The sequence below is a fragment of the Demequina sp. NBRC 110051 genome, assembly GCF_002090055.1.
Lineage (GTDB): Bacteria > Actinomycetota > Actinomycetes > Actinomycetales > Demequinaceae > Demequina.
Genome location: NZ_BBRH01000013.1, coordinates 54745 through 75133 on the forward strand (window position 1 = coordinate 54745; position 20389 = coordinate 75133).

Annotated in this window: 15 protein-coding genes and 1 pseudogene; 8 read left to right on the forward strand and 8 right to left on the reverse strand. The window is 70.1% G+C overall.

What is annotated here, in order from left to right:
- Positions 1-3420 carry a bifunctional proline dehydrogenase/L-glutamate gamma-semialdehyde dehydrogenase gene (locus B7K20_RS07780; protein ID WP_084101966.1) on the reverse strand — a complete coding sequence of 1140 codons (3420 nt, stop codon included), beginning with the start codon at positions 3418-3420 and terminating at the stop codon, positions 1-3.
- An 82-nt stretch (positions 3421-3502) separates the two neighbouring features.
- Between B7K20_RS07780 and B7K20_RS07785 the strand changes: the two genes are divergently transcribed.
- A complete protein-coding gene (locus tag B7K20_RS07785; protein ID WP_084101967.1) occupies positions 3503-4399 on the forward strand; it encodes a LysR family transcriptional regulator in 897 nt (298 codons plus the stop codon).
- On the opposite strand, the gene B7K20_RS07790 is transcribed toward B7K20_RS07785, so the two are convergent.
- Complete coding sequence (locus B7K20_RS07790) at positions 4362-5165, reverse strand: EI24 domain-containing protein (protein WP_084101968.1); 804 nt, start codon at positions 5163-5165, stop codon at positions 4362-4364. The genes B7K20_RS07785 and B7K20_RS07790 overlap by 38 nt on opposite strands.
- Positions 5166-5288: 123 nt before the next feature.
- Between B7K20_RS07790 and B7K20_RS07795 the strand changes: the two genes are divergently transcribed.
- On the forward strand, positions 5289-6728 hold the full coding sequence (locus tag B7K20_RS07795; protein WP_200809050.1) for an amidohydrolase: 1440 nt from the start codon (positions 5289-5291) through the stop codon (positions 6726-6728).
- 78 nt (positions 6729-6806) lie between these two features.
- Here the strand turns inward: B7K20_RS07795 and B7K20_RS07800 are convergent, their stop codons facing one another.
- A complete protein-coding gene (locus B7K20_RS07800; RefSeq protein ID WP_084101970.1) occupies positions 6807-7235 on the reverse strand; it encodes an OsmC family peroxiredoxin in 429 nt (142 codons plus the stop codon).
- A gap of 76 nt (positions 7236-7311) precedes the next feature.
- Between B7K20_RS07800 and B7K20_RS07805 the strand changes: the two genes are divergently transcribed.
- Positions 7312-7932 (forward strand): alpha/beta hydrolase, encoded by a 621-nt coding sequence (locus B7K20_RS07805; RefSeq protein WP_159449364.1) that lies wholly within the window; start codon positions 7312-7314, stop codon positions 7930-7932.
- 248 nt (positions 7933-8180) lie between these two features.
- Positions 8181-9407: pseudogene (locus tag B7K20_RS13445) on the forward strand (DUF222 domain-containing protein); the annotation flags it as partial.
- A gap of 544 nt (positions 9408-9951) precedes the next feature.
- On the opposite strand, the gene B7K20_RS07820 reads toward B7K20_RS13445, so the two are convergent.
- Both B7K20_RS07820 and B7K20_RS07825 read right to left on the reverse strand, forming a co-directional pair.
- Positions 9952-11064, reverse strand: coding sequence for an NUDIX domain-containing protein (locus B7K20_RS07820; protein WP_371327874.1), 1113 nt, complete (start codon positions 11062-11064; stop codon positions 9952-9954).
- Positions 11065-11120: 56 nt separating this feature from the next.
- Complete coding sequence (locus B7K20_RS07825; RefSeq protein WP_084101973.1) at positions 11121-11936, reverse strand: M23 family metallopeptidase; 816 nt, start codon at positions 11934-11936, stop codon at positions 11121-11123.
- A 376-nt stretch (positions 11937-12312) separates the two neighbouring features.
- Here B7K20_RS07825 and B7K20_RS07830 point away from each other — a divergent pair, with 376 nt between their 5' ends.
- Together B7K20_RS07830 and B7K20_RS07835 are read left to right on the forward strand one after the other, a co-directional pair.
- Entirely contained in the window at positions 12313-14079 is a 1767-nt protein-coding gene (locus B7K20_RS07830) for a M15 family metallopeptidase (protein WP_084101974.1), read from the forward strand.
- Between the two features lie 84 nt (positions 14080-14163).
- A complete protein-coding gene (locus B7K20_RS07835; protein ID WP_084101975.1) occupies positions 14164-16011 on the forward strand; it encodes a DEAD/DEAH box helicase in 1848 nt (615 codons plus the stop codon).
- Positions 16012-16068: 57 nt separating this feature from the next.
- Here B7K20_RS07835 and B7K20_RS07840 read toward each other — a convergent pair whose 3' ends face one another.
- The 3 genes from B7K20_RS07840 to B7K20_RS07850 are packed head-to-tail and all read right to left on the reverse strand — an operon-like array spanning position 16069 to position 18617.
- A complete protein-coding gene (locus tag B7K20_RS07840; RefSeq protein WP_084101976.1) occupies positions 16069-16350 on the reverse strand; it encodes a hypothetical protein in 282 nt (93 codons plus the stop codon).
- A gap of 24 nt (positions 16351-16374) precedes the next feature.
- Positions 16375-18048 carry an AarF/ABC1/UbiB kinase family protein gene (locus B7K20_RS07845; RefSeq protein ID WP_084101977.1) on the reverse strand — a complete coding sequence of 558 codons (1674 nt, stop codon included), beginning with the start codon at positions 18046-18048 and terminating at the stop codon, positions 16375-16377.
- Positions 18049-18086: 38 nt separating this feature from the next.
- Positions 18087-18617, reverse strand: a complete 531-nt coding sequence (locus B7K20_RS07850; protein WP_234985764.1) for a PadR family transcriptional regulator — start codon at positions 18615-18617, stop codon at positions 18087-18089.
- 164 nt (positions 18618-18781) lie between these two features.
- Between B7K20_RS07850 and B7K20_RS07855 the strand changes: the two genes are divergently transcribed.
- Both B7K20_RS07855 and B7K20_RS07860 read left to right on the forward strand, forming a co-directional pair.
- Positions 18782-19552, forward strand: coding sequence for an enoyl-CoA hydratase/isomerase family protein (locus B7K20_RS07855; RefSeq protein ID WP_084101978.1), 771 nt, complete (start codon positions 18782-18784; stop codon positions 19550-19552).
- Positions 19549-20379, forward strand: coding sequence for an NAD(P)-dependent oxidoreductase (locus B7K20_RS07860; RefSeq protein WP_084101979.1), 831 nt, complete (start codon positions 19549-19551; stop codon positions 20377-20379). Before B7K20_RS07855 ends, B7K20_RS07860 begins: the two co-directional genes overlap by 4 nt.
- The last annotated feature ends 10 nt before the right edge of the window (positions 20380-20389 follow it).

The following is a 20389-nucleotide window of genomic DNA, read 5'->3' on the forward strand; positions in this document are numbered from 1 at the left end:
CTATCCGCGCGCGGCGCCGATCCCGCCCGCGGCGAGGTCACGCGCGACGCGCTCGCTCGTCTCGGAAGGAGTGCCATACCGGTGTGCCAGCACGGAGACCGCCTGCTCCCTGAGGAACGGCAGCATCTCGAGCCACGCCCCTGTCGGCGCGTCGGCGTACAGAGCGACGTCCGCATGTCCACGCCACGCGGGGTCGGCGTCACCGACCACGCGCAACCGCCCGTGGGAACGGCCCCGCTCCAGGGTCGCATGGGCATCCTCGACCACCGTCGCCACTCCCGCGGCGGCAAGGCGATCGGCAACCGCCGGGGAGGGGGCCGATGCCGTACTTACCGTCGCGGCGCCCGTCGCCCTGAGCGCCGCGGCCACCACGCGGAGAAGATCGTCCGTGTCACGGCCGTCCCACGCGATGGGAGTGTCGACGGGCGCGTGGCGCAGCACGTTGTGTTCGGAGGCCAGCGCGCTCGGGTCGTGCCCCACGCCCAGCTCGCGTGCCCAGGCCTCGGCGTCGCGCGCGGCGGCGTCGCCCACCCACGAGGAAGACCCCGACACCAGCGTGGTCACCCGAGCGGAAGGCGAGGCTGAGGGAGAGTCGGCCACGGCATCGGCCGTCCCGACCCAGCCCGTGAGGGACGCGACGTAGTGCGGGCCCCCGGCCTTGACGGTGGCGCCCACGACCGAGCGCTTCCAGCCGCCGAAGGGCTGGCGCTGCACGATCGCGCCGGTGGTGCCGCGGTTGACGTACACGTTGCCGGCCTCGACGCGTGAGAGCCACAGGCGGATCTCGTCCTCGTCCAGACTATGCAGGCCCGCGGTGAGGCCGTAGTCGACGGCGTTCTGCAACGCGATGGCCTCCTCAAGGGTATCGACACGCATGACGCCAAGGACCGGGCCGAAGCACTCCGTGAGGTGGAACCAGCTACCAGGCTGCACCCACGCACGCACGCCCGGCGTCCATAGGTCGGCCTCGATTTCGCGCGGCTCGACCCACCAGGTCTCACCGGGCTCGAGGGTGGTGAGCGCGCGGCGCAACTTGCCGGTGGGCGGCAGGATGACCGGGCCCATCTGCGTGGTCGGGTCCCAGCCGCGGCCCACCGTCAGTGAGGTGACCGCGTCGATGAGTTGGCCGCGTAGGCGTTCGGAGTCGGCCGCCGAACCCACGAGGATGGCGAGCGACGCGGCCGAACACTTCTGCCCGGCGTGACCGAAGGCCGAGGTGACGAGGTCACGTACGGCGAGGTCGACGTCCGCTGACGGCGTGATGACCATCGCGTTCTTGCCGCTGGTCTCGGCGCGCAGGTCGAGTCCGGGGCGGGTGGTGAGGAAGCGCTGAGCCGTCTCGTAGGCGCCGGTCAGGATCACCTGATCGATACGCTCGTCGCCGATGAGGGCGTCTCCCAGCTGCTCGGGGTCGATGTCGAGGAGCGTGACGAGGTCCTCGGGCACGCCCGCGTCCGTCAGGAGTTCCCGGATGACGGCGCCGCAGCGCGCGGCCTCCTCGGCGGGCTTGAGGATGACGGCGCTGCCTGCCGCGAGGGCGGCGAGGGTCGAGCCCAGGGGGATGGCGACGGGGAAGTTCCACGGCGGTGTGACGAGCGTGAGGGTGCGCGGCTGCGGGCGCGCGCCCTCGATCGCACCCAGGCGTTCGGCGCTCAGCGCGTAGTAGCGGGCGAAGTCGATCGCCTCGGAGACCTCGGGGTCCGACTGCTCAAGGGTCTTGCCGCATTCGCTCGCCATGACCTCGTGAAGGACGGAGCGGTGGGCCTCGAAGGTGTCGGCGACGGCGCGCAGGAGCCGCGCGCGCTCCGCGGCGCTCGTGACGCCCCAGCGCCCACCCGCCGCATGGGCGCGGGCAATCTGGGCGTCCAGGTGTGCGGTGTCTTCCACGCGAGCCGCGGCGAGGGTGCCCGCACCGGCGGGCGGGGTGTCGGCGGCTGCGCGAGCGAGGGCGGCACGTCCCCCGTCGCGCACGTGGGGCACGGCGGGGTCGGAGTCCGAGGCGTTGATGAAGCCGTCGTGGGCGGGCCGGCGACGCTCCTCGCCGCGACCGCGCTCGCGGGCGGGCATGCCTCGCGACGCCATCAAGGCGCGACGGAACGCCTTCTCCTGCGCCGCGAAGGCGGCGTCGCTACGGGAGATGTCGCCGGCATCAGCCAGGAAGTTGCCCGGGCTCGCGACCTCCTCGAGCCGTCGCGCGAGGTAGGCCAGCGCGACGTCGAAGTCGCCAGGGGCAACGGCGGGCGTGTAGAGCCGCACGCCTCCCATGTCGGCCGCTACGGTGCCGGCGAGTCCTGGCGCCATGCCCAGCAGCATCTCGAGATCGACTCCGTCGGTGATCCCCCGCTCCGCACAGCGAAGGTGAGTGAGCGCAATGTCGAACAGGTTGTGCCCTGCGACGCCCACGTGGAGGCTCTCGAGGCTCTCGACATCGAGAGCGCGGTCGAGCAGGCGCTTGTACTGGGCATCCGACAGGACCTTGGAGTCCCATGTCGCCAGACGCCAGCCATGCTGCTCCGCCTCAATGCGTTCCATCGAGAGGTTGGCGCCCTTCACGATGCGCACCTTGAGGTGCGCTCCGCCATTCATCACGCGCGTGCGCGCGAGCTCCTGGATCTCGGTGAGGGCGGCGAGGGAGTCAGGGAGGTAGGCCTGAAGCACGATGCCCATCGGCAGGCCCATCAGCTCCGGCCGCGCGACCAGGTCACGGAACACCGCGAGCGTGAGGTCGAGGTCGCGGTACTCCTCCATGTCGAGGTTGATGAAGGTGCCTCCGTGCGCGAGGGCGGTGCGGTACATCGGCAAGAGTTCCTGTGTCACCGCCGCGACGGCCTCGTCGAACGCCCAGGCCGGGTGCGGCGCGACGGCAGCCGAAACCTTGATGGAGACGTAGTCGACGTCGGGGTGCTCAATCAGCGCCGTGGTGCGCTCCACGCGCCGACGGGCTTCCTCGCGACCGAGGACGGCCTCGCCCAGGAGGTTGAGGTTGACCTCGGCTCCGTCGCGCCGGATGCGAGCCACCGCGGCGCCGAGCTTGTCGGGCCGCGCGTCGACCACCAGGTGGCCCACCATCGCTCGGACCACAGCACGCGCGGCGGCGACCGTGGGTCGCGGGGCCACACGGCTCGCGGCGGCCCCCGTGAGGAGCGCGGGCCGCAGACCCGCGGGCATCTGGCGTGGCGCGATTGCCGTGGCCGCGCGCAGGCCGGCGGCGGCGACCTCCGGGTCCTCGGGACGCATCAGGCCGTCCAACAGGGCCGTGAGGAACGCGAGACCGCCGTCGCGGCGCAGCATGTCCTCCATGAGGCGCGCGGCGACGCCGGGGCGGGCGGTGGCCGTGCGGGAGAGCCAGTTGCGCACCTGGGCGACGGCGGCATCGGCCTCCGTCGTCGGGGCGTGCGTCACAGAGGTATCCGGGGTCATGGCGTCAGTGTGGGGCGTGAGATTGCCGTAGCACTAGCACGGACTACTGCGGGTTTTATGACAGTAATGCTTAACTATTGCCATGTTCGACGCCACCCAACTTCGCACGCTCCGCGAGTTCGCGATGCGCGGCACACTGCAGGAGACAGCCGATGCGCTCGGCTACACCTCCTCCGCCGTGTCGCAGCAGTTGGCGGCCCTCACCCGCGAGGCAGGCACGGCCCTCACTCGTCGCGTAGGCCGCCGGCTGGTCCTGACCTCGGCGGGCACGGCGCTGGCACGCGCCGCCGAGGAGGTCCTCGCGGCCCTGGAGCGCGCCCGCGCCGACGTCGCCGCGACGCAAGACGCGCCCCATGGGACCGTGAGGCTCGCCATCTTCCAGTCCGCCGCGCTCGCGCTCGTGCCGAGGACACTGTCGCTGCTGGCGGTGACGACCCCCGAGGTCCGCGTCGAGATCACGCAGGCGGAGCCCGCCCAGGCGCTCGAGGACACGTGGGCTCGCGAGTTCGACCTGGTGGTCGCCGAGGAGTACCCCCACCACAGCGCTCCGCACCACGCCGAACTGGTCCGCGAGACGCTGGTGCGCGACGAGATCCGGCTCGCCTCCGCAGCCACGGCGCCCGTCACGTCGCTCGCCGATGCCGCGGCGCTCGCCTGGGTCATGGAGCCTCACGGCGCGGCCTCACGCCACTTCGCCGAGCAGGCCTGCCGCGTGGAGGGCTTCGAGCCGGACGTGCGCTTCCAAACCGCCGATCTCCAGGCCCACCTCGCGTTCATCGCCGCCGGACACGCGGTCGCACTGATGCCGGGGCTGATGACGGGGACCGCTCAGCAAGGGATTGCGCTCGCGGCATTGCCCACGCCCGCCTATCGCACCGTTTTTGCGGCACTCAGGCGCTCGTCGCGCACCGACCCCGCCGTCGTCGCCGTGCTCGAGGCACTCAGGCGCGGCGCGCGCGATCTGCGGGAAGCGACCTGACGAGCGCCGTCCCTCCCGCGGCGGCTGCGGGCATGACCGCCACCACCCCGCCCGGGATCAGGAACAGCACAAACACCGCGGCCCCGAATCCGATAGCCCTCGCCCGGTGACCGCGGAGCGCGGCCCGACGCTCAGACAGCGAAACCACGCCGCGACGACTCAGCGGATAGGCGGTGAGTTCGAGACAGAGCAGCCAGCCGCCGAGCCCGGCCGACAAGACAAACGCCGATGCCGTCCCCACCACCGGCACCAGGCCCACCAGCAGCGACACCAGACCGAGCGGAACCGTCAGCAGCAAGAGCCGCGCCCACTCGGCGATGCCCCGGACGGCCGCGCGCCACGCGGGCTCGGGGTCCTCGGCGTCGAGGCTCGGGTCGTGGGCGTCGAGCTCGCGCGAGATGCGCTCGAAGAATGGCTGACCTACGAGCAGCGCGAGGGCCGTGAACGTGTAGATCGACACGAGCGTCGCGGCGCCAATGACGGCGATGGCAATCACCACCCGCGCGACCGTATGGGGCGCGGAGCCATCCTCGAATGCCAGCCCCGCCGTCCACTCACCAAGAGGAAAGGCCGCCGCGATCGCCGCGACCACAAGCACCAGCAGTACGAAGGCGGAGATGGCCGCCGGCAGCAATCCCCACGCCATGGTGCGCGGCGCGGTGCGCCAGGTCGCGAATCCGCGCGCGACCATGCGTGCTCCGATAGCGGCCTCCTTGACCGCCGATCCGGCGGCTGCGATGGGAACGACCGGCGAGGGAAGCGGCATGGCGCGATGCTAGCGAAACCGCACCCGCCCGCGGAGGCGACACGGCCCACACAGGCGACTGCGGCATCGGCCCCTCGCAGCGGCCCTATGCTGGCGATTCGACCGTTCAAAGAGGTGGACCGAGTGACCGACGTGCTACTGACCGACGCCCGCTTGCCGGGCTCTCCCACCACCACGCGACTGCTGCTACGCGATGGCGTGCTCGCCGATCCCGCGACGGCAGGCGAGGACACCCAGCGCATCTCGCTCGAGGGCCGCTGGGTGATGCCTGGACTGTGGGATCAGCATGTCCACTTCACGCAATGGGCCATCGTGCGACGCCGTCTAGACCTGTCGAGCGCGACGAGCGCGGCCTTCGCGGCCCAGATCGTGGGCGCCCGATTGCTCGCGGAGCTCGACGTCCCCGAGGCCCTCATCGGCAACGGCTACCGCGACGCGCTCTGGGACGACGAGCCCACGGCCGCACTGCTCGACGAGGTCTCCCCACACCGGCCCGTCGTACTGCTGTCGGGCGACCTGCACGCCTGTTGGGTCAACACCGCCGCGCGCTTCGCCTACGGCCTGCCGCACGCCGGCGTGCTGCGCGAGGCCGACGCGTTCGACCTCCAGAAGCGGCTCGATCACGAGGCTCCGGGTGACGAGGATGTCGCCATCTCCGAGGCGGCTGCCGAGGCCGCCGCACTCGGCATCGTCGGGATGGTCGACCTTGAGATGGCGCGCAACCTCCACGGATGGACGCGTCGCATGGCGCAGGGGCTGCGGGCCTTCCGCGTGCGCTCGGGGTTCTACCCCGACGAATTCGACGAGCGCCTCGACATGGGTCTTCGCGGTGGCGACGTGATCCCCGACACGGCCGGGCTGCTCACGGTGGGTCCGCTCAAGATCATCACCGACGGCTCGCTCAACACGCGCACCGCGTTCTGCCACGATCCCTATGCCAACGGCGAGCACGGCATGCTCAACTACTCCCCCGAGCAGACCGCGGCCCTGCTGCGCCGTGCCACCGACGAGGGGTTCACCGTGGCAGTGCATGCCATCGGCGACGCCGCCGTGACCTATGCGCTCGACGCCTTCGCCGCGACGGGTGCGCGGGGCACGATCGAGCACGCTCAACTGGTGCGCGAGGACGACCTTGCGCGGTTCGCCCCGCTCGGCATCGTCGCGTCCATGCAGCCCGAGCATTTGTGGGACGACCGCGACGCGTCCGAGAAGATCTGGCCCGGGCGCTCGCACCGGAGCTTCCCGTTCGCGGGCCTGCGTGACGCTGGAGCCACCGTCGCGCTCGGTTCGGACGCCCCGGTCTCGCCGCTGAACCCGTGGCGCGCGATCGCCGCGGCCGTGCACCGCAGCGCCGACGACCGCGAGCCGTGGCACCCCGCCCAGGCACTCACGCGTGCCCAGGCGCTCGCCGCCTCGACCGACGGCCGCAGCCTCGCAGTGGGCGATCCGGCGGATATCGCCATCCTCGACGCCGACCCCCTCACGTGCGACATCGCGGAGCTCATGGCCATGCCCGTGGCGGCCACTCTGGTCGGCGGACAGTTCACCCACTGGGCTATCTAGTGAGTCTACTTACTGCTTAACGCGTTAACGGCCGATGCCGTACGCAAGGCGCGTACGGCATCGGCCGTCCGTAGGTCTTTAGTCGAGCAGGGTCGCGCTCTCGAGCGAGAGGTGAACCCCACCCAAGGCCTTCGAGATGGGGCAGTTCTCCTTGGCGTCCTCGGCGAACTCGCCGAAGGCAACCTGGTCGATGCCCTCGACGGTTGCCGTCACGGTCAGGACCGAGGACCGCACTCCCTCGCCGGGGACGAACGTGACCTCGGCGGTCACGTCAATCTGGGTGGGAGGCGTGCCGTTCTCGCCCAGGGCGTGGGACAGCGCCATCGAATAGCAGGACGCGTGCGCGGCGGCGAGTAGCTCCTCGGGGGTCGTCGTGTCCGCCGATCCCTCCGCGCGGGCCTTCCAGTTCACGCCGACGGTCGCGACGCCTGACGCCAACGCGGTGGTGCCGGAGCCGTCCGCGAGTCCACCCTTCCACGTGGTCGATGCCTTGCTCTGTACTGCCATGATGACCTCCGAACGGTGGTGTGCGACGGGCCTTCCGTCGCCCAGAACAGTCAAGCACGCCCGGCATACTGACGCCATGAGGATCACGACTGCAGTGTCAGGACCGGTGGTGGAAGACGCGCCCGTGGTGCTCTTGCTCCACGGCTACGGGTCGCACGAGCGTGACTTGGTGGGGCTGACCTCGTGGCTGCCCTCGGGCGTCTCCTGGGCGTCGCTGCGCGCGCCCGGTGACATGGGATTTGGGGGCTACGAGTGGTTCCCGCTGTCACTTCCGGACGAGCCATCTCAAGCCGGCGCGCGCGAGGCGGTGGAGGCGATCTGGGAGTGGGTCGACGGGTCCTTGGCGCCCGAGGTGCCCGTAGTCCCTCTCGGTTTTTCCCAAGGAGGCCTGATGGCGCTCGAGATGCTGCGTACGCGGCCCATGCGTGTGCCGGCCGCCGTATGTCTGTCGGGCTTCGTGACGGTTGAGGGGGCGGGGGCCGATGCTGGTTTGGCCGGGTTGCGTCCCCCGGTTTTCTGGGGGCGCGGACTGCTGGATCAGGTGATCTGGCCGGCCGCCGTGGCGCGGACGGCGACGTGGCTCGAGGCGCACACGACCCTTTCGCGACACGAGTATCCGGGGCTTGCACACGGTGTGGAGCCCGGCGAGATGGACGATGTAGCGGCGTTCTTGAGGTCGGTGCTTTCGCTGCCGTAATCCGTAGTTTTCCAGGCCCGACGTTCGATGTCAGAGGTCTCTGATGCAATGCATTCATGGCCATCGACCAGGCTCGCGTCACCGCCGCTGATCAGCGCGCGGCGATGTGGAAAGCGCGCGTCACGCGGATGATGAACTCCTGCAATACGTTGGACCTGGCGCATGTCGAGGATCTCGAGCGGCCCGACCTTCTGGCGTTTGGCTTCGCCATGGGCGAGCACATCCGCAAGGCTCAGCGGGCGATGGCCATGATCGCGGTGACCGAGGAGCGGCATTGTGAGCGCGAGCTCGGGCCGCGTGGATTGGCGCGCTCGCAGGGCTTCGCCTCGGCGGGCGCGCTGGTGGCTGCCCAGACCGGGGGAACCAATGCGGACGCATGGCGCCTCATCGAGGCCGGCCGTGCGCTGCTGGAGGCGCACGAGGCATCGCTGCGACCTACACCGCCGGAGGCCGCGGGCGCGCCTGCGTCACCGCGCAGCGACGCCGACGGAGCGGCTACCGAGGGCGGAGGGGTTCCCGGCGACACTGCACCGCCTGTTGCCCCGCCCGTTGCCCCGCCCGGCCCAGGGACGGACGCCGGCGGCACTGCTGGCCAGGAGCCCCACGAGGGCCTCTTCGGCGACCAGAGCCCGGCGCCCGCTCCACCCTCCGACGAACCTGTCTTCCCTACCGTCGCCGCCGCCTTCGACGACGGCTCGCTCTCGGCGCCCGGCGCCCACGCCATTACCCGCATGCTGCGGCGGGTGTGGCGCCACTGCGACCGCGATCGGCTGCGCATGGCGGAGGCCGCCCTTGTGAAAACCGCGAGCCGCGTGACCTACGACTCACTCGTGAAGGCCGCGCTGCGGTGGGAGTGCGACCTCGACCCCAAGGGTGCCGAGGAACGGGCCGAGGCGCAGCGCGAGCGCCGCCATTGCTTCATCAAGGAAGAGCATGACGGCATGGTGCGCATCGACGCACGGCTCGAGCCTGAGAGTGGATTCGCGCTCATGGCGGTGCTCGACGCGATGGTGAAGCAGCACTTCCAGCTGAAGCGTGAGAACGCGGAGCTCGCGAAGCAAGGAATTGCGGTGGTGCAGGACGGGCGCTCGGCGCCTCAGGTTCGAGCCGACGCGCTCGGAGACTTCGCACGCCACGTCCAGGGCTGCGACGTCGACGTCCTCCCCCACCACTCGGTGAGCCTGGTGGTCAGGATCGCGTTCGATCCGTTGAAGAAGGTGCTGGCAAACTACGGCCTCATCGACGGGGCGGACGGCACCATCGACGCCGGAACCGCACGCCGCCTTGCCGCGCGGGCGGGCGTGATCCCCGCCATCCTCGGCACTAAGTCCGAGATGCTCGACATGGGCAAGGAGCGTTACTTCTCGACCACGCAGAAGCGTGCCCTCGTCGAACGCGACGGAGGCTGCGCGATGTGCGGTGCGCCCCCGTCCTGGTGCGACGCGCATCACATCATCCACTGGTCGATGGGCGGGCGGACGACCCTGAGCAACGGAGTGCTCCTGTGCGTGCGGTGTCACCACGAGGTCCACGCGCTGGGCTGGGTCATCACCGCGAGCCTCAACTCGGTGACCTTCATACCGCCGGCTTCCATCGATCCGTTGCAGCGACCGCGGCCTTCCGCCAAGGCGCTCAGATCCGCGTTCGGGGCCCTGACGACTGACAACGCTGACGCTGGCGATACTCAGGCGACGACCGAGATCGCCGAGCGCATCGAGACTGCCACTACCGACGGCCTCAAGAACACCCAGCACCGCATTGAGGTCGACGGCGGCGATGCCATCGAGCAAGCCTCCGCGCCGGGCGCCGACAAGGGTGGTACGTGTGCCATGCGCAAGGCGGCATCGGAGGCACGAGTGTCGACGCGCGTCTCAGGCAGTGGCACGAGCGACGGAGGTCCGCGGAGCCGAGCTAGGCACGCACACGAGGGCTCGCAGCGCCGCTGGGGCAGCCGGGGTCGTGGGGGTGGCCGGGGCCGTGTAGTTCCTCCCCCGTGGGCGCCCACCCGCACCCGCGGGTTTAGTACTCCGCCGTGGGGCCCGTCGCACCGTCGATCATCCGTAACAGCCACCCTGCACCGACCGCGCGTGCACCCTCGTCGCGTACGCGGCCTTGCAGCTCGCGGTCCGAGGTCACCACCACCACATCGACAGCAGCCGCGTCACCGGCAGCGGCCCCTCGCTCCTCCCGCGTCGCCGTTCCCCCGGTGGCCGAGCTCACCACCTCCACCAGCGCGTCATCGCCTGACGCCTGTGCACGCACCACCTGCACTCGGCCGTGCGCGGGCGCGGGCCGTGGCGACGGCGTGTCGGCCACCGAGACACCAACATCGCGAGCCTGACCCTCGACCACCACCGCCACCCGAGGCATCAGAGTCACGTCAAGATCACCGCCGGCAGACGCCGGTTCGGCACCAGCGCCCCCGGAGCTCTCCACATCCCGCCAGGCCCCGGCGTCAAGTCCCAGGGACGCCAGGCGGTCCACGTCATCGAGCAGCCTGGATGTCGCGCCGGCGCGATCCTTCCACCAGCCGTCGGCGCGCGCGCCCACCACATTGGCGGCATCGACCACCAACAGCCGGTTCGTCGTGAGCAACCTGCGGTGGAGCGCCCAGGCCGCACAGAACCCCGGGTGAAGCGGCAGCGCAGCCACCTCACTCACCGGCACCCAGCGCAGCTCGTGAGACTCGGCGTCGAGTGCATGCGCCTCGAACCGTGCGATGGCGCGAGCGACCACCGTGGTGTAACGCCAGACACGCCGGTCCAGCACCACGCTGGCGATCGGTTCGACCGCAGCACGGGGGACATCCCCCTCCTCGGCGGCCTCGCGACACGCGCCATCGAAAGCGCTCTCGCCGGCGTGAAGCGCGCCGCCGGGGATCCCCCAGGTGTCGCCGTAGTGGCTCCAGGTAGCCCTGTGCTGCAGGAGCACCCCCCGATCGGGATCGTGCACCAGCAGCCCCGCCGCACCAAAGCGACCCCAGTACCGGGTGCCGTCCGGGGCTGCGACCCAGGCATCACCGGCATCGCGCATCCCGGGAAGACGCGGCGCCCGCACGCTGCGCGACGTCACCACGGGAACGTCAGAGTGCTCGTGCGCACCGTGGCCGCGTGGGCCCTTGTCCTCGGTCACGATGCCAGCCTCGCACATCTGCGAGGCTCGGCCGGCGCGCCCGCACCGCTGCGACACTAGAGCGTGACGCGCACGCCGACATCGTCCCCGACGCGGGGAATGCCGCGGCCCTCGAGCGCCCACGGCAACCCCATGGCCACGTACGGTGAGGCCAGATCCTGGCGATGCACGTGCACGTGAGGCTTGGCCGACGATCCCGAGTTGCCGCACGCTGCGACCAGCGCACCGGCGCTGACGCCATCACCCTGCTGGACGCGCAACGATCCACGCCGCAAGTGCGCGATCAGCACGTGGGTGCCGTCCGTGAGCCTGATGACGACGTGGTTGCCGAAGACCGCGCGAGGTCCACCGAGCGATCGCACAGGGCACTCGATCAGATACCAGGCGCGTCCCCAGAACGATGTGCGGGCACGATGGTCGCGCACACCGTCGGTGACGTGCACCACGATGCCGTCGACCGGCGAGTACACGGGCTGACCGAACCCTAGGTAGCGGCCGGGTCTCGAGAAGCCGCCGGCAACGTGACCACCCACGTCGCCCTTGCCGGTGCCGTAGACAAAATCGACGCCATACGTGCGTGCCCACGTATGCGTTCCGTGGCTGGGCCTGCGCGTCGCAGGCGACCGCCGCACCATCCACATCCCACGCACCGGAGCGCCGCACACGGCGGCCTCAACTCTCGCGCCGGGCGCCATCACGGCTGTGAGCATTGCCACACACCACACCACGGCACCGATCTCCCCCAGCGCGGCACCGAACTGGGGCACGTCAAGTGCGAACGCGGCCGCGATTTCGATCGCAATACCGACCACCACGAGCAGTACTCCCACGTAGAGTGCGGGCACGCGAAGGCGAGCAAGGGCGACAGGCATGGCGGATACCTTAAGGCGAACGGCCGCGGACCGCCCAAACGCCCTCGCAATCAGCCTGGCGCCAACCTGGAGCCGGCGCGGATAGGCACCCAAGTCGGCAGGCGGAAGCAACGTCCCATCGCGAATGCCTGCAACACATCGACCGCCCCGTGCGTTGAATACCCGTCAGCGACCGGTGGTGCGCCGCTCCTTGACCGTGGCAGATCCCCCGTTTGCCTATCATTCCGACCGCCCGCATGGCGCGGCATGTCGGCTGGCCAGTCCCTTCCCGGACCGTCCTTGGCGCACGCCCGTTCGCCCCCGCGCAGAGTTTCTCCGCCGTCACCTGGGCATGCCTCGGCATGCCCAGATGAATGTCCGCCAACCCCCCTCCTTTATGTTCAATCTGCCCCACCCCCATCGTCCATTCATTGCGACCGTCGCGATCGTCTGTTTCGGTTCCGGCATCGTCGGAGCCCACAGCGCGCACGCGATCGACACTCACGTTGCCGTCACCGAGGCACAGGCCGCCGCCAAGGTGTACGAGGAACGGCGCCAGAAGCTCGATGCCGCGCTCTCCGAGGCCGAAGCCGTCTCCCAGCAGGCCGCCAGCGTGACCGAGTCAGAAGACGTCGCGACCGCAGTCGACGTCTTGCAGGACGCGACCGTGCGTGCGGCATCGACGGCGCGTACAGCAGAGTCGGCAGCCGTCGCTGCCGCCGGCACAGCTGACGGCGACGATGTCGTCGCACCGATTACCGCGACCACGATGTCTCCCTCCCCCCAGGTGACGGCCGACGCCGACGCGGAGTCCGGAGAGTCGACTGACGAGGCGAGCCCTGTCGAGGATGAGTCGGAGCAGATCTCGACCGAAGGTGCCACTGCCGTGGGCAACACCCTCACCCCGGAAGATGACGTGCCGGCAACGGACGATGCGAGCCCGTCGCCCGACGATGCCGCGTCCTCGTCCGACACTGAGACTGACGCCGACGCCGACGCCGACGCCGACGCCGACACCGACACCGACGCCGACGCTACCGAAGCCGAGCCCACCCCTACCGCCATCGGCGATGCCTCCGCGGCAAGCGTCGAGGCGACCGAGGCGCAGGCCGATCCCGAGCTCGTTGTCAACAGCGACACCTTTGCAGGGCCGGACGATGCACGCGCGGCCGCGGCGTCGCTGACCGCGGCATCCGAAGAACTCGAAAGTGCAGCGGCCTCGGTCGCGGCCGAGGCGCGCAGGCTCGAGGTCCTGGCCGAGGATGCTCTGCTCACGAAGGCGCTGAGCGACTTTGACGCCGCCGTGACCGACGCCCAGGATGCCGCGGCAGACGCCGACGAACGCATCGCCGAGGTGGGCGACCGGGTCGTCGACCCTGAGGTGCTCAGCTCCTACGCCACCGCGCGAGCCAATCTGCGCAGCATGGTCTCGACCACCCTCGAGACCCACGACAGCTCGGCTGCGTTGACCCGTCTTGAGGCACTGCACGCGGCCGTCGTGGCCCACGCCGACGCCCTCGGCGCGGTGCGCGCCTCCCACGAGGAGTGGATCGACACCGAGAACGCCGCACGCGCCGAGAAGAACGAGGCCGCCGAGGCCGCCTACGAGGCCGAGGTTGCCCAGGCGCGCGAGGACTACGCCGCGGCTAACCGGGCGGCCGTCGCCGCCCGCCAAAACGGCTGGTCGGGCCAACCCTCGGGCGTGTCAGGATCGAACGGACGCCTCACCGCGGGCAGCCTCGACTCGCTCGATTTCGCTTCGGGACACTCCCTGCAAAGAGACGCCGCAGCCGCCCTCGAAGCCGCCGACGACGCTTATTACGCGGAGACCGGCAGGCACCTGTCCCTCACCGACTCCTACCGCTCGTATGCCTCGCAGGTACGCACCCGCGCCGCGAAGCCCGGCACCGCCGCGGTGCCTGGCACCTCCAACCACGGCTGGGGCATGGCCGTCGACATGGACTACGCCTCGGCACAGTGGCTCGCCGCCAATGGCGCCGAGTTCGGTTGGGTGCACCCCACCTGGGCACGCCCCGGTGGTTCTAAGCCCGAGTGGTGGCACCTTGAATACGTCGCCACCGAGGTGGGCGAGTTCGAGGCTCCCGACGAGCCCACGCTCCTCAAGGACCTCGTGAGCGTCTTCGACGACGCCGACGACGACTAAGACCGCGGCGCCGTCGAGGACCGATCGGCGCGGCGTTTGCCCTGGTCCCACGCCCTCACGCCCCGGAGCGCCTACCCTTGTCCTATGACGACAGAGAATCCAGCACCGGCCGACGACATCGCGCCCGACCAGGGACCCACGTTCGCCGACCTCGGACTGGGTGACTCCGTCCTGAGGGCGGTCAAGGCGATGGGGTACGAGACCCCCTCCGCCATCCAGGCCGCCACCATTCCCCCGCTGCTCGCCGGCAGCGACGTGATCGGCCTCGCGCAGACCGGCACCGGCAAGACCGCTGCCTTCGCACTGCCGATCCTCGACCGCCTCACCCCCGGTCGCAAGAAGCCCCAGGCGCTCGTGCTCGCCCCCACCCGTGAGCTCGCACTCCAGGTGTGTGAGGCCTTCGAGCAATACGCCAACCACCGCACCGGCGTGCACATCCTGCCCGTCTATGGCGGCCAGGGTTACGGCGTTCAACTCTCGGCCCTGCGCCGCGGCGTCGACATCGTGGTGGGCACCCCCGGCCGCATCATGGACCACCTCGACAAGGGCACCCTCGACCTGTCGGAGCTGCAGTACCTGGTGCTCGACGAGGCCGACGAGATGCTCAAGATGGGCTTCGCCGAGGACGTCGAGACCATCCTCGCCTCGACCCCCGAGGACAAGCAGGTCGCGCTCTTCTCCGCGACCATGCCGGCCCAGATCCGTCGCCTGTCCCAGAAGTACCTGCGCGACCCGCAGGAGATCACGGTCAAGCGCAAGACGGCAACCTCAGCGTCGATCACGCAGCGCTACCTCGTGGTCGCCTACCAGCAGAAGATGGACGCCCTCACCCGCATCCTCGAGGTCGAGAACTTCGACGCGATGATCGTCTTCACACGCACCAAGAACGAGACCGAGACGGTCGCCGAGCGCCTGCGCGCGCGTGGCTATGCGGCGGCGGCCATCAACGGCGACATCGTCCAGGCGCAGCGCGAAAAGACCATCCAGCAGCTGAAGGACGGCAAGCTCGACATCGTCGTCGCCACCGACGTCGCCGCCCGCGGCCTCGACGTCGAGCGCATCAGCCACGTGGTGAACTACGACCTCCCCATCGATAACGAGTCGTACGTGCACCGCGTGGGCCGCACCGGCCGCGCCGGGCGCACCGGTGACGCGATCGCGTTCGTTACCCCGCGTGAGCGCGGCCGCCTGTCGTCGATCGAAAAGGCCACCAAGCAGCCCATCACGCCCATGCCGCTGCCGAGCGCCGAGGACGTCAACGCCACGCGCCTCACCCGCTTCGACGCGTCGATTACCGCGGCGCTCGAGCAGCGCGAGCGCATCGACCGTTTCCGCGACATCATCGCCCACTACGTGGAGCACCACGACGTGCCGGAGGCCGATGTCGCGGCCGCGCTCGCCGTCGTGTCCCAGGGCGAGACTCCCCTGCTCCTGGACCCTGCTCAGGAGAGGCCGGCGCACGCCGGCTTCCAGGAGCGCAAGGGTCGCGACCGCGACGACCGTCCCGACCGCGGTCCCCGCGGCGGCGGCGACCGCGTCACCTACCGCATCTCCGTGGGCAAGCGCCAGCATGTGGAACCGCGCCAGATCGTCGGCGCGATCGCGAACGAGGGTGGGCTCGACCGCTCCGCCTTCGGCCGCATCACCATCAAGCCCGACTTCTCGCTCGTCGAGCTGCCCGCGAACCTCTCCGCCGAGACCCTCAAGGCACTGGAGCGCACCCGGATTTCCGGCCAACTCATCGAGCTCCAGGTGGACCGCGGCCCGGCACCGCGCCGCAAGCGCGAGGGCGGCTATGACTCCCGTCCTCCGCGCGATGGCGGCTTCGATAGGCCCCGCTACGACAAGCCCCGCTCCGGCGGCCGCAATTCCGACTGGAACGACCGCGGCGACGGCGGCGGCAAGCCGTTCCGCAAGCCGCGCCACAAGTAACCGCTGACGGCCGATGCCGTGGCTGGGCCTCGTAGCCCAGCCACGGCATCGGCCGTTTTACACCTCCGTCAGGCGCAGCCCGTCGATGGGGTGTTCCTCCCACACCTCGAACGGGTCCTCCGCCACCGCTGCACGGGCGGCGGGCGCGAGCCGTTCGTACGCCTCGCGGTCGACGAAGATCGCGAGCCCGACGAGCCTGTCGGAGTCGTCGTCCGCGAGCGTGTGAACCGAGATGAGTCCCTCTCGCCCCCGCAGCGCGTCGCCGTAGCGATGCATGGACGCAATCAGCGCGTCACGATGCTCGGGACGAGGGTGATGGATCGACATCAGCGTGAACATGACTCGAGCCTAGACATGCGAAGGCTATCCGGAGCGGCGACCACCGAACACCGTGACGGCGAGTGGCACGAGCGAAGCCACCATCAGAGTCGTTCCCAGGCCCGGTGACTCCGCGCGCACCAGCGCCCCTGCGAGCAACACCGCCGCAAACACGATGCCGCTGACAAGCCGCGACGCCGTGCGTTCGAGCCGGCCGACGACGAGTTCGAGCTTGGGGGCCGTGACCGGCAGGTTGCCGGATTCGACCTGGGTGAGGATTCCGTCGAGTCTGGTCGGCAGGCCCCACGCGAACCGGAGGATGTCGACGGCCTCACGTCCGGCATCGGCCGCAAACGAGCGTGTCTCGTCACGCAGGAGGCGCTGCGCGTACGGCTCGACGGTGTCCCACACGTTGTAGGCCGGATCCAGGGCCGTCGAGACTCCCGAGGTGAGCGAGAGCGCCCTGATGATGAGCAGGAAGTCCTCGGGCATCTGGAAGGGCAGGTCCAGGATGAGGACGCCAAACTCCTGGGCAAACTCGCGGAACTCGCGCGGGTCCACCTCCTTGAGTTCGGCAAACCCCATGCCACCAAAGCGTGCAAAAAGCGTCCCCAGCGCCTTCTCCAGCTCGGCCGTGTTGGCCGTCGGAAGAAGCACTCCGGCCGTGCCCATGGCCGCGACCAGACCCGCGCTGTCGCGCTTGGCAACCGCGACGACCAGCGCGCGCAGGGCCGTGCGCAGCGACTGCGGCACCTCGCCCATCATCCCGAAGTCGACGATGGTGAGGCGCCAGCCCTGTTGCACCGTGGCATCGGGGGTCACAAAGAGGTTGCCCGGGTGCGGGTCCGCGTGGAAAAACCCGTGAAGAAACAACTGATCCAGCATGATCTCGGCGTAGACGCGCGCGACGGCCGCCGGGGCGATCTCGGCGTCGCGCAGGGCCGCGTGGTCCGTGATCTTGATCGCGGAGACGTCCTCCAGGACCAGCACTCGCCGGGAGGTGCGCTCCCACACCACGCGCGGGACCTTCACCCGCTCGTCGTCCTCGAACAGGGACGCGAAGCGCTCGGAGGCGGCCGCCTCGTGGAGATAGTCGACCTCCTCCCGGCTGACCGCGCCAAACTCCTCGATCAGGGCTGGCATATCGACGCGCCTGCGTACCGCGCCGATCTTCATCGACCATCGCGCCACGCGTCGTAGCGCCGCGAGATCGACCTCCACGATGTCACCAATGCCGGGGCGCTGGATCTTCACGACCACATCGGCGTAGCCGACGGATTCGGCCTGGTAGTCGTGCAGACGCGCCCGGTGAACCTGGCCCAGCGAGGCCGCGGCGACAGGCACGGGGTCGATCGACGCGAAGGCCTCGTGCAGGTCTGCGCCCAACTCGGCGGTGGCCGTCTCGCGCAGCTCTTCAAAGGGCACCGCAGGGACCTCGTCCTGCAGGTCCTCGAGCTCTTTGGTGATCTCTGGGGGCAGCACGTCGAGCCGGGACGACATGAACTGGCCCATCTTGATCATGAGCCCGCCCAGCTCCACCGCGAGGCCCCTGAAGCGCTGCGCGAACGTGCGCATGCGCTGGGCGCGCGTGCGGTCGGCGACGCGGCGCAGCCCGATTGTCGGCAGCGCGATTTCGTACCACCACTGGACCGCAAAGTGCCAGGCGGCAAAGCGCAGGATGCGGCGATAGCGGGCGCGGCCACGGGCGGTGTCGGGCACAGACTCTCCTCCGTCCCGACCGGGCTGCGGACCTCCCGTCAGTCCTCCGCCAGGATCGAGTAGATCTTACGTCGGGCTTCGGTGAGGATCTCCGTCGCCCGCTCCTGCTGGGCCGAGGTGCCCGTGCGCGCGACCTGGGCCACCGCCTGGGCGAGGTCCATACCCGCCTTGGCCGTGGTCGAGAAGCCGTGGCCGTCGGTCTCGACCGTCACCCAGGGGGCCGATGCCGCGGCGGCTGCCGCTTCCTCCGCGCCGTCGTCGGTGAGCGAGTACGTCTTGCGATCCGCCGAGAGTTCGGCGGACACCAGGCCCTCGTCGGCGAGCAGTTGCAACGTCGGGTAGACCGAGCCGGCGCTGGGCTTCCAGCGCCCATCGGTGCGCTCGGTGATCTCGCGAATGATCTGGTAGCCGTGCATCGGCTCCTCGTTGAGCAGCGCGAGAACTGCGGCGCGGACGTCGCCGCGTCCCATGCGCGTGCCGACCTTGCGGTCGAACTGCGAGCGCAGTTGCTCCATGGCGTCCCACATGGCCTCCGAGGCCTGCGAGGGGTTAAATCCGGCGCGTCCCATGGCTCCTCCTAGGTGATTGCAGTCGTGCCCGCGCCCGTCACGTTCAGGTCGCGAGCGATAGTGAACGATATATCGCTATTCGAACACACGCGGCTCGCCCTGGCAACCCCTCAGCCATGACAGGATGACCGTGACGGCTCAACGACGAGCCACAAGGAGGCACCGTGAACGCAGGCATCCATTTCGCCGTGGAAGAGGGCATCGCGAAGATCACCCTCGACCGGCCAGGGCGACTCAACGCCATCGACTTCGAGATGGGTCGCGCGTATCGCGACGCCTGCGTCCAAGCGACCTCCGGCGAGGCATGCGCCATCGTCATTTCTGCGAAGGGCTCCGCCTTCTGCGCCGGCGGTGACGTGGTTGCGATGGCAGGTGAGGGCGTCACGGGCACCGAGGTGACGGCCGCGGCACACACGATCCACGAGGGGATCGCGGCGCTCGTCGAATCCCCCGTGCCCTCGGTGGCGGCCGTCCAGGGCGCCGTGGCTGGGGGCGGACTGGGAATCATGCTGGCCGCCGACTACATCGTCGCCGGCCCTGACGTGCGCCTCGCCGGACGATACGCGGACGTGGGGCTCACCCCCGATCTTGGCGTGAGCACGCTCCTCTCGCGGGCCGTGGGGGAACGCCGTGCGCGCGCGATGTTGCTGGCCGGCGTTGAGGTGGACGCGGCCACGGCGCTCACCTGGGGCGCGCTCGAGGAGATCGCCGACGACCCTCACGCCCGCGCGCTCGAGCTGGCACAACGGTGGGCGAACGGACCCTCGCATGCCTGGGGCGAAGCCAAGCGCCTGATCCGTCTGGGCGCGACGAGGCCGTGGCACGACAGCCTCGACGACGAGGCCACCACGATCGGCGCCGCCTACGACGGAGTGGAGGCCCCGCCGCGTATCGAGGCCTTTGTCGCTCGCGCTCGACAGGACCGCACACCATGAGCCTGGACGGCCGCACGATCCTCATGTCGGGCGGGAGCAGGGGCATCGGTCTCGCGATTGCGCTGCGCGCCGCGCGCGACGGCGCCAACATCGCCTTCTTGGCGAAGACCGACGCTCCTCATCCCCGGCTCGAAGGCACGGTCTTCACGGCGGCCGATGCCGTGGTCGCCGCAGGCGGCCAGGCCCACCCGATCGTGGGCGACGTCCGTCGCGATGACGACATCACGCGGGCGGTGAGCGAGACAGTCGAGCGGTTTGGCGGAATCGACATGGTGGTCAACAACGCGAGCGTCATCGACCTGTCCGGGACCGCGGATCTCGCCGAGAAGAAGTACGACCTCATGCAGGACGTGAACGTGCGCGGCACCTTCATGCTGACGCGCGCCGCGCTCCCGCACCTCCTCGAGTCGGACGACGCCCGGGTGCTCTCCCTGTCGCCTCCGCTGAATCCCACGCCCCGGTGGCTCGGCGCGCACACGGGGTACTCGCTCGCGAAGTTCGGCATGACCATGGCGACGCTCGGGATTGCCGCCGAGTTCGGCGGGCGCGGGGTGAGCGCCGCCACGCTGTGGCCCCGCACCACCATCGCCACCGCCGCGGTGCGCAACGTGATCGGCGGCGATCGACTCATGGCACTCAGCCGCACACCCGAGATCTGCGCGGACGCCGCGCATGCCGTGCTGACCCTTCCGGCGGACCAGATGGCGGGACGGAGCCTCATCGTCGAGGACGTTCTCGCGGACATGGGGGTCACCGATCTGTCTGGCTACGCCGCCGTGCCGGGCACCGACGACGATGACCTCTTCCCCGATATTTTCCTCGACTGAGCGCTGCGGG

What these genes read in the sequence shown, in the direction of transcription:
- B7K20_RS07785 (WP_084101967.1), top strand. Translation starts at nt 3,503, where the DNA reads ATGTTCGACGCCACCCAACTTCGCACGCTCCGCGAGTTCGCGATGCGC.
- B7K20_RS07790 (WP_084101968.1), bottom strand. Translation starts at nt 5,165, where the DNA reads ATGCCGCTTCCCTCGCCGGTCGTTCCCATCGCAGCCGCCGGATCGGCG.
- B7K20_RS07830 (WP_084101974.1), top strand. Translation starts at nt 12,313, where the DNA reads ATGTTCAATCTGCCCCACCCCCATCGTCCATTCATTGCGACCGTCGCG.
- B7K20_RS07860 (WP_084101979.1), top strand. Translation starts at nt 19,549, where the DNA reads ATGAGCCTGGACGGCCGCACGATCCTCATGTCGGGCGGGAGCAGGGGC.
- B7K20_RS07825 (WP_084101973.1), bottom strand. Translation starts at nt 11,936, where the DNA reads ATGCCTGTCGCCCTTGCTCGCCTTCGCGTGCCCGCACTCTACGTGGGA.
- B7K20_RS07780 (WP_084101966.1), bottom strand. Translation starts at nt 3,420, where the DNA reads ATGACCCCGGATACCTCTGTGACGCACGCCCCGACGACGGAGGCCGAT.
- B7K20_RS07800 (WP_084101970.1), bottom strand. Translation starts at nt 7,235, where the DNA reads ATGGCAGTACAGAGCAAGGCATCGACCACGTGGAAGGGTGGACTCGCG.
- B7K20_RS07835 (WP_084101975.1), top strand. Translation starts at nt 14,164, where the DNA reads ATGACGACAGAGAATCCAGCACCGGCCGACGACATCGCGCCCGACCAG.
- B7K20_RS07850 (WP_234985764.1), bottom strand. Translation starts at nt 18,617, where the DNA reads ATGGGACGCGCCGGATTTAACCCCTCGCAGGCCTCGGAGGCCATGTGG.
- B7K20_RS07805 (WP_159449364.1), top strand. Translation starts at nt 7,312, where the DNA reads ATGAGGATCACGACTGCAGTGTCAGGACCGGTGGTGGAAGACGCGCCC.
- B7K20_RS07840 (WP_084101976.1), bottom strand. Translation starts at nt 16,350, where the DNA reads ATGTTCACGCTGATGTCGATCCATCACCCTCGTCCCGAGCATCGTGAC.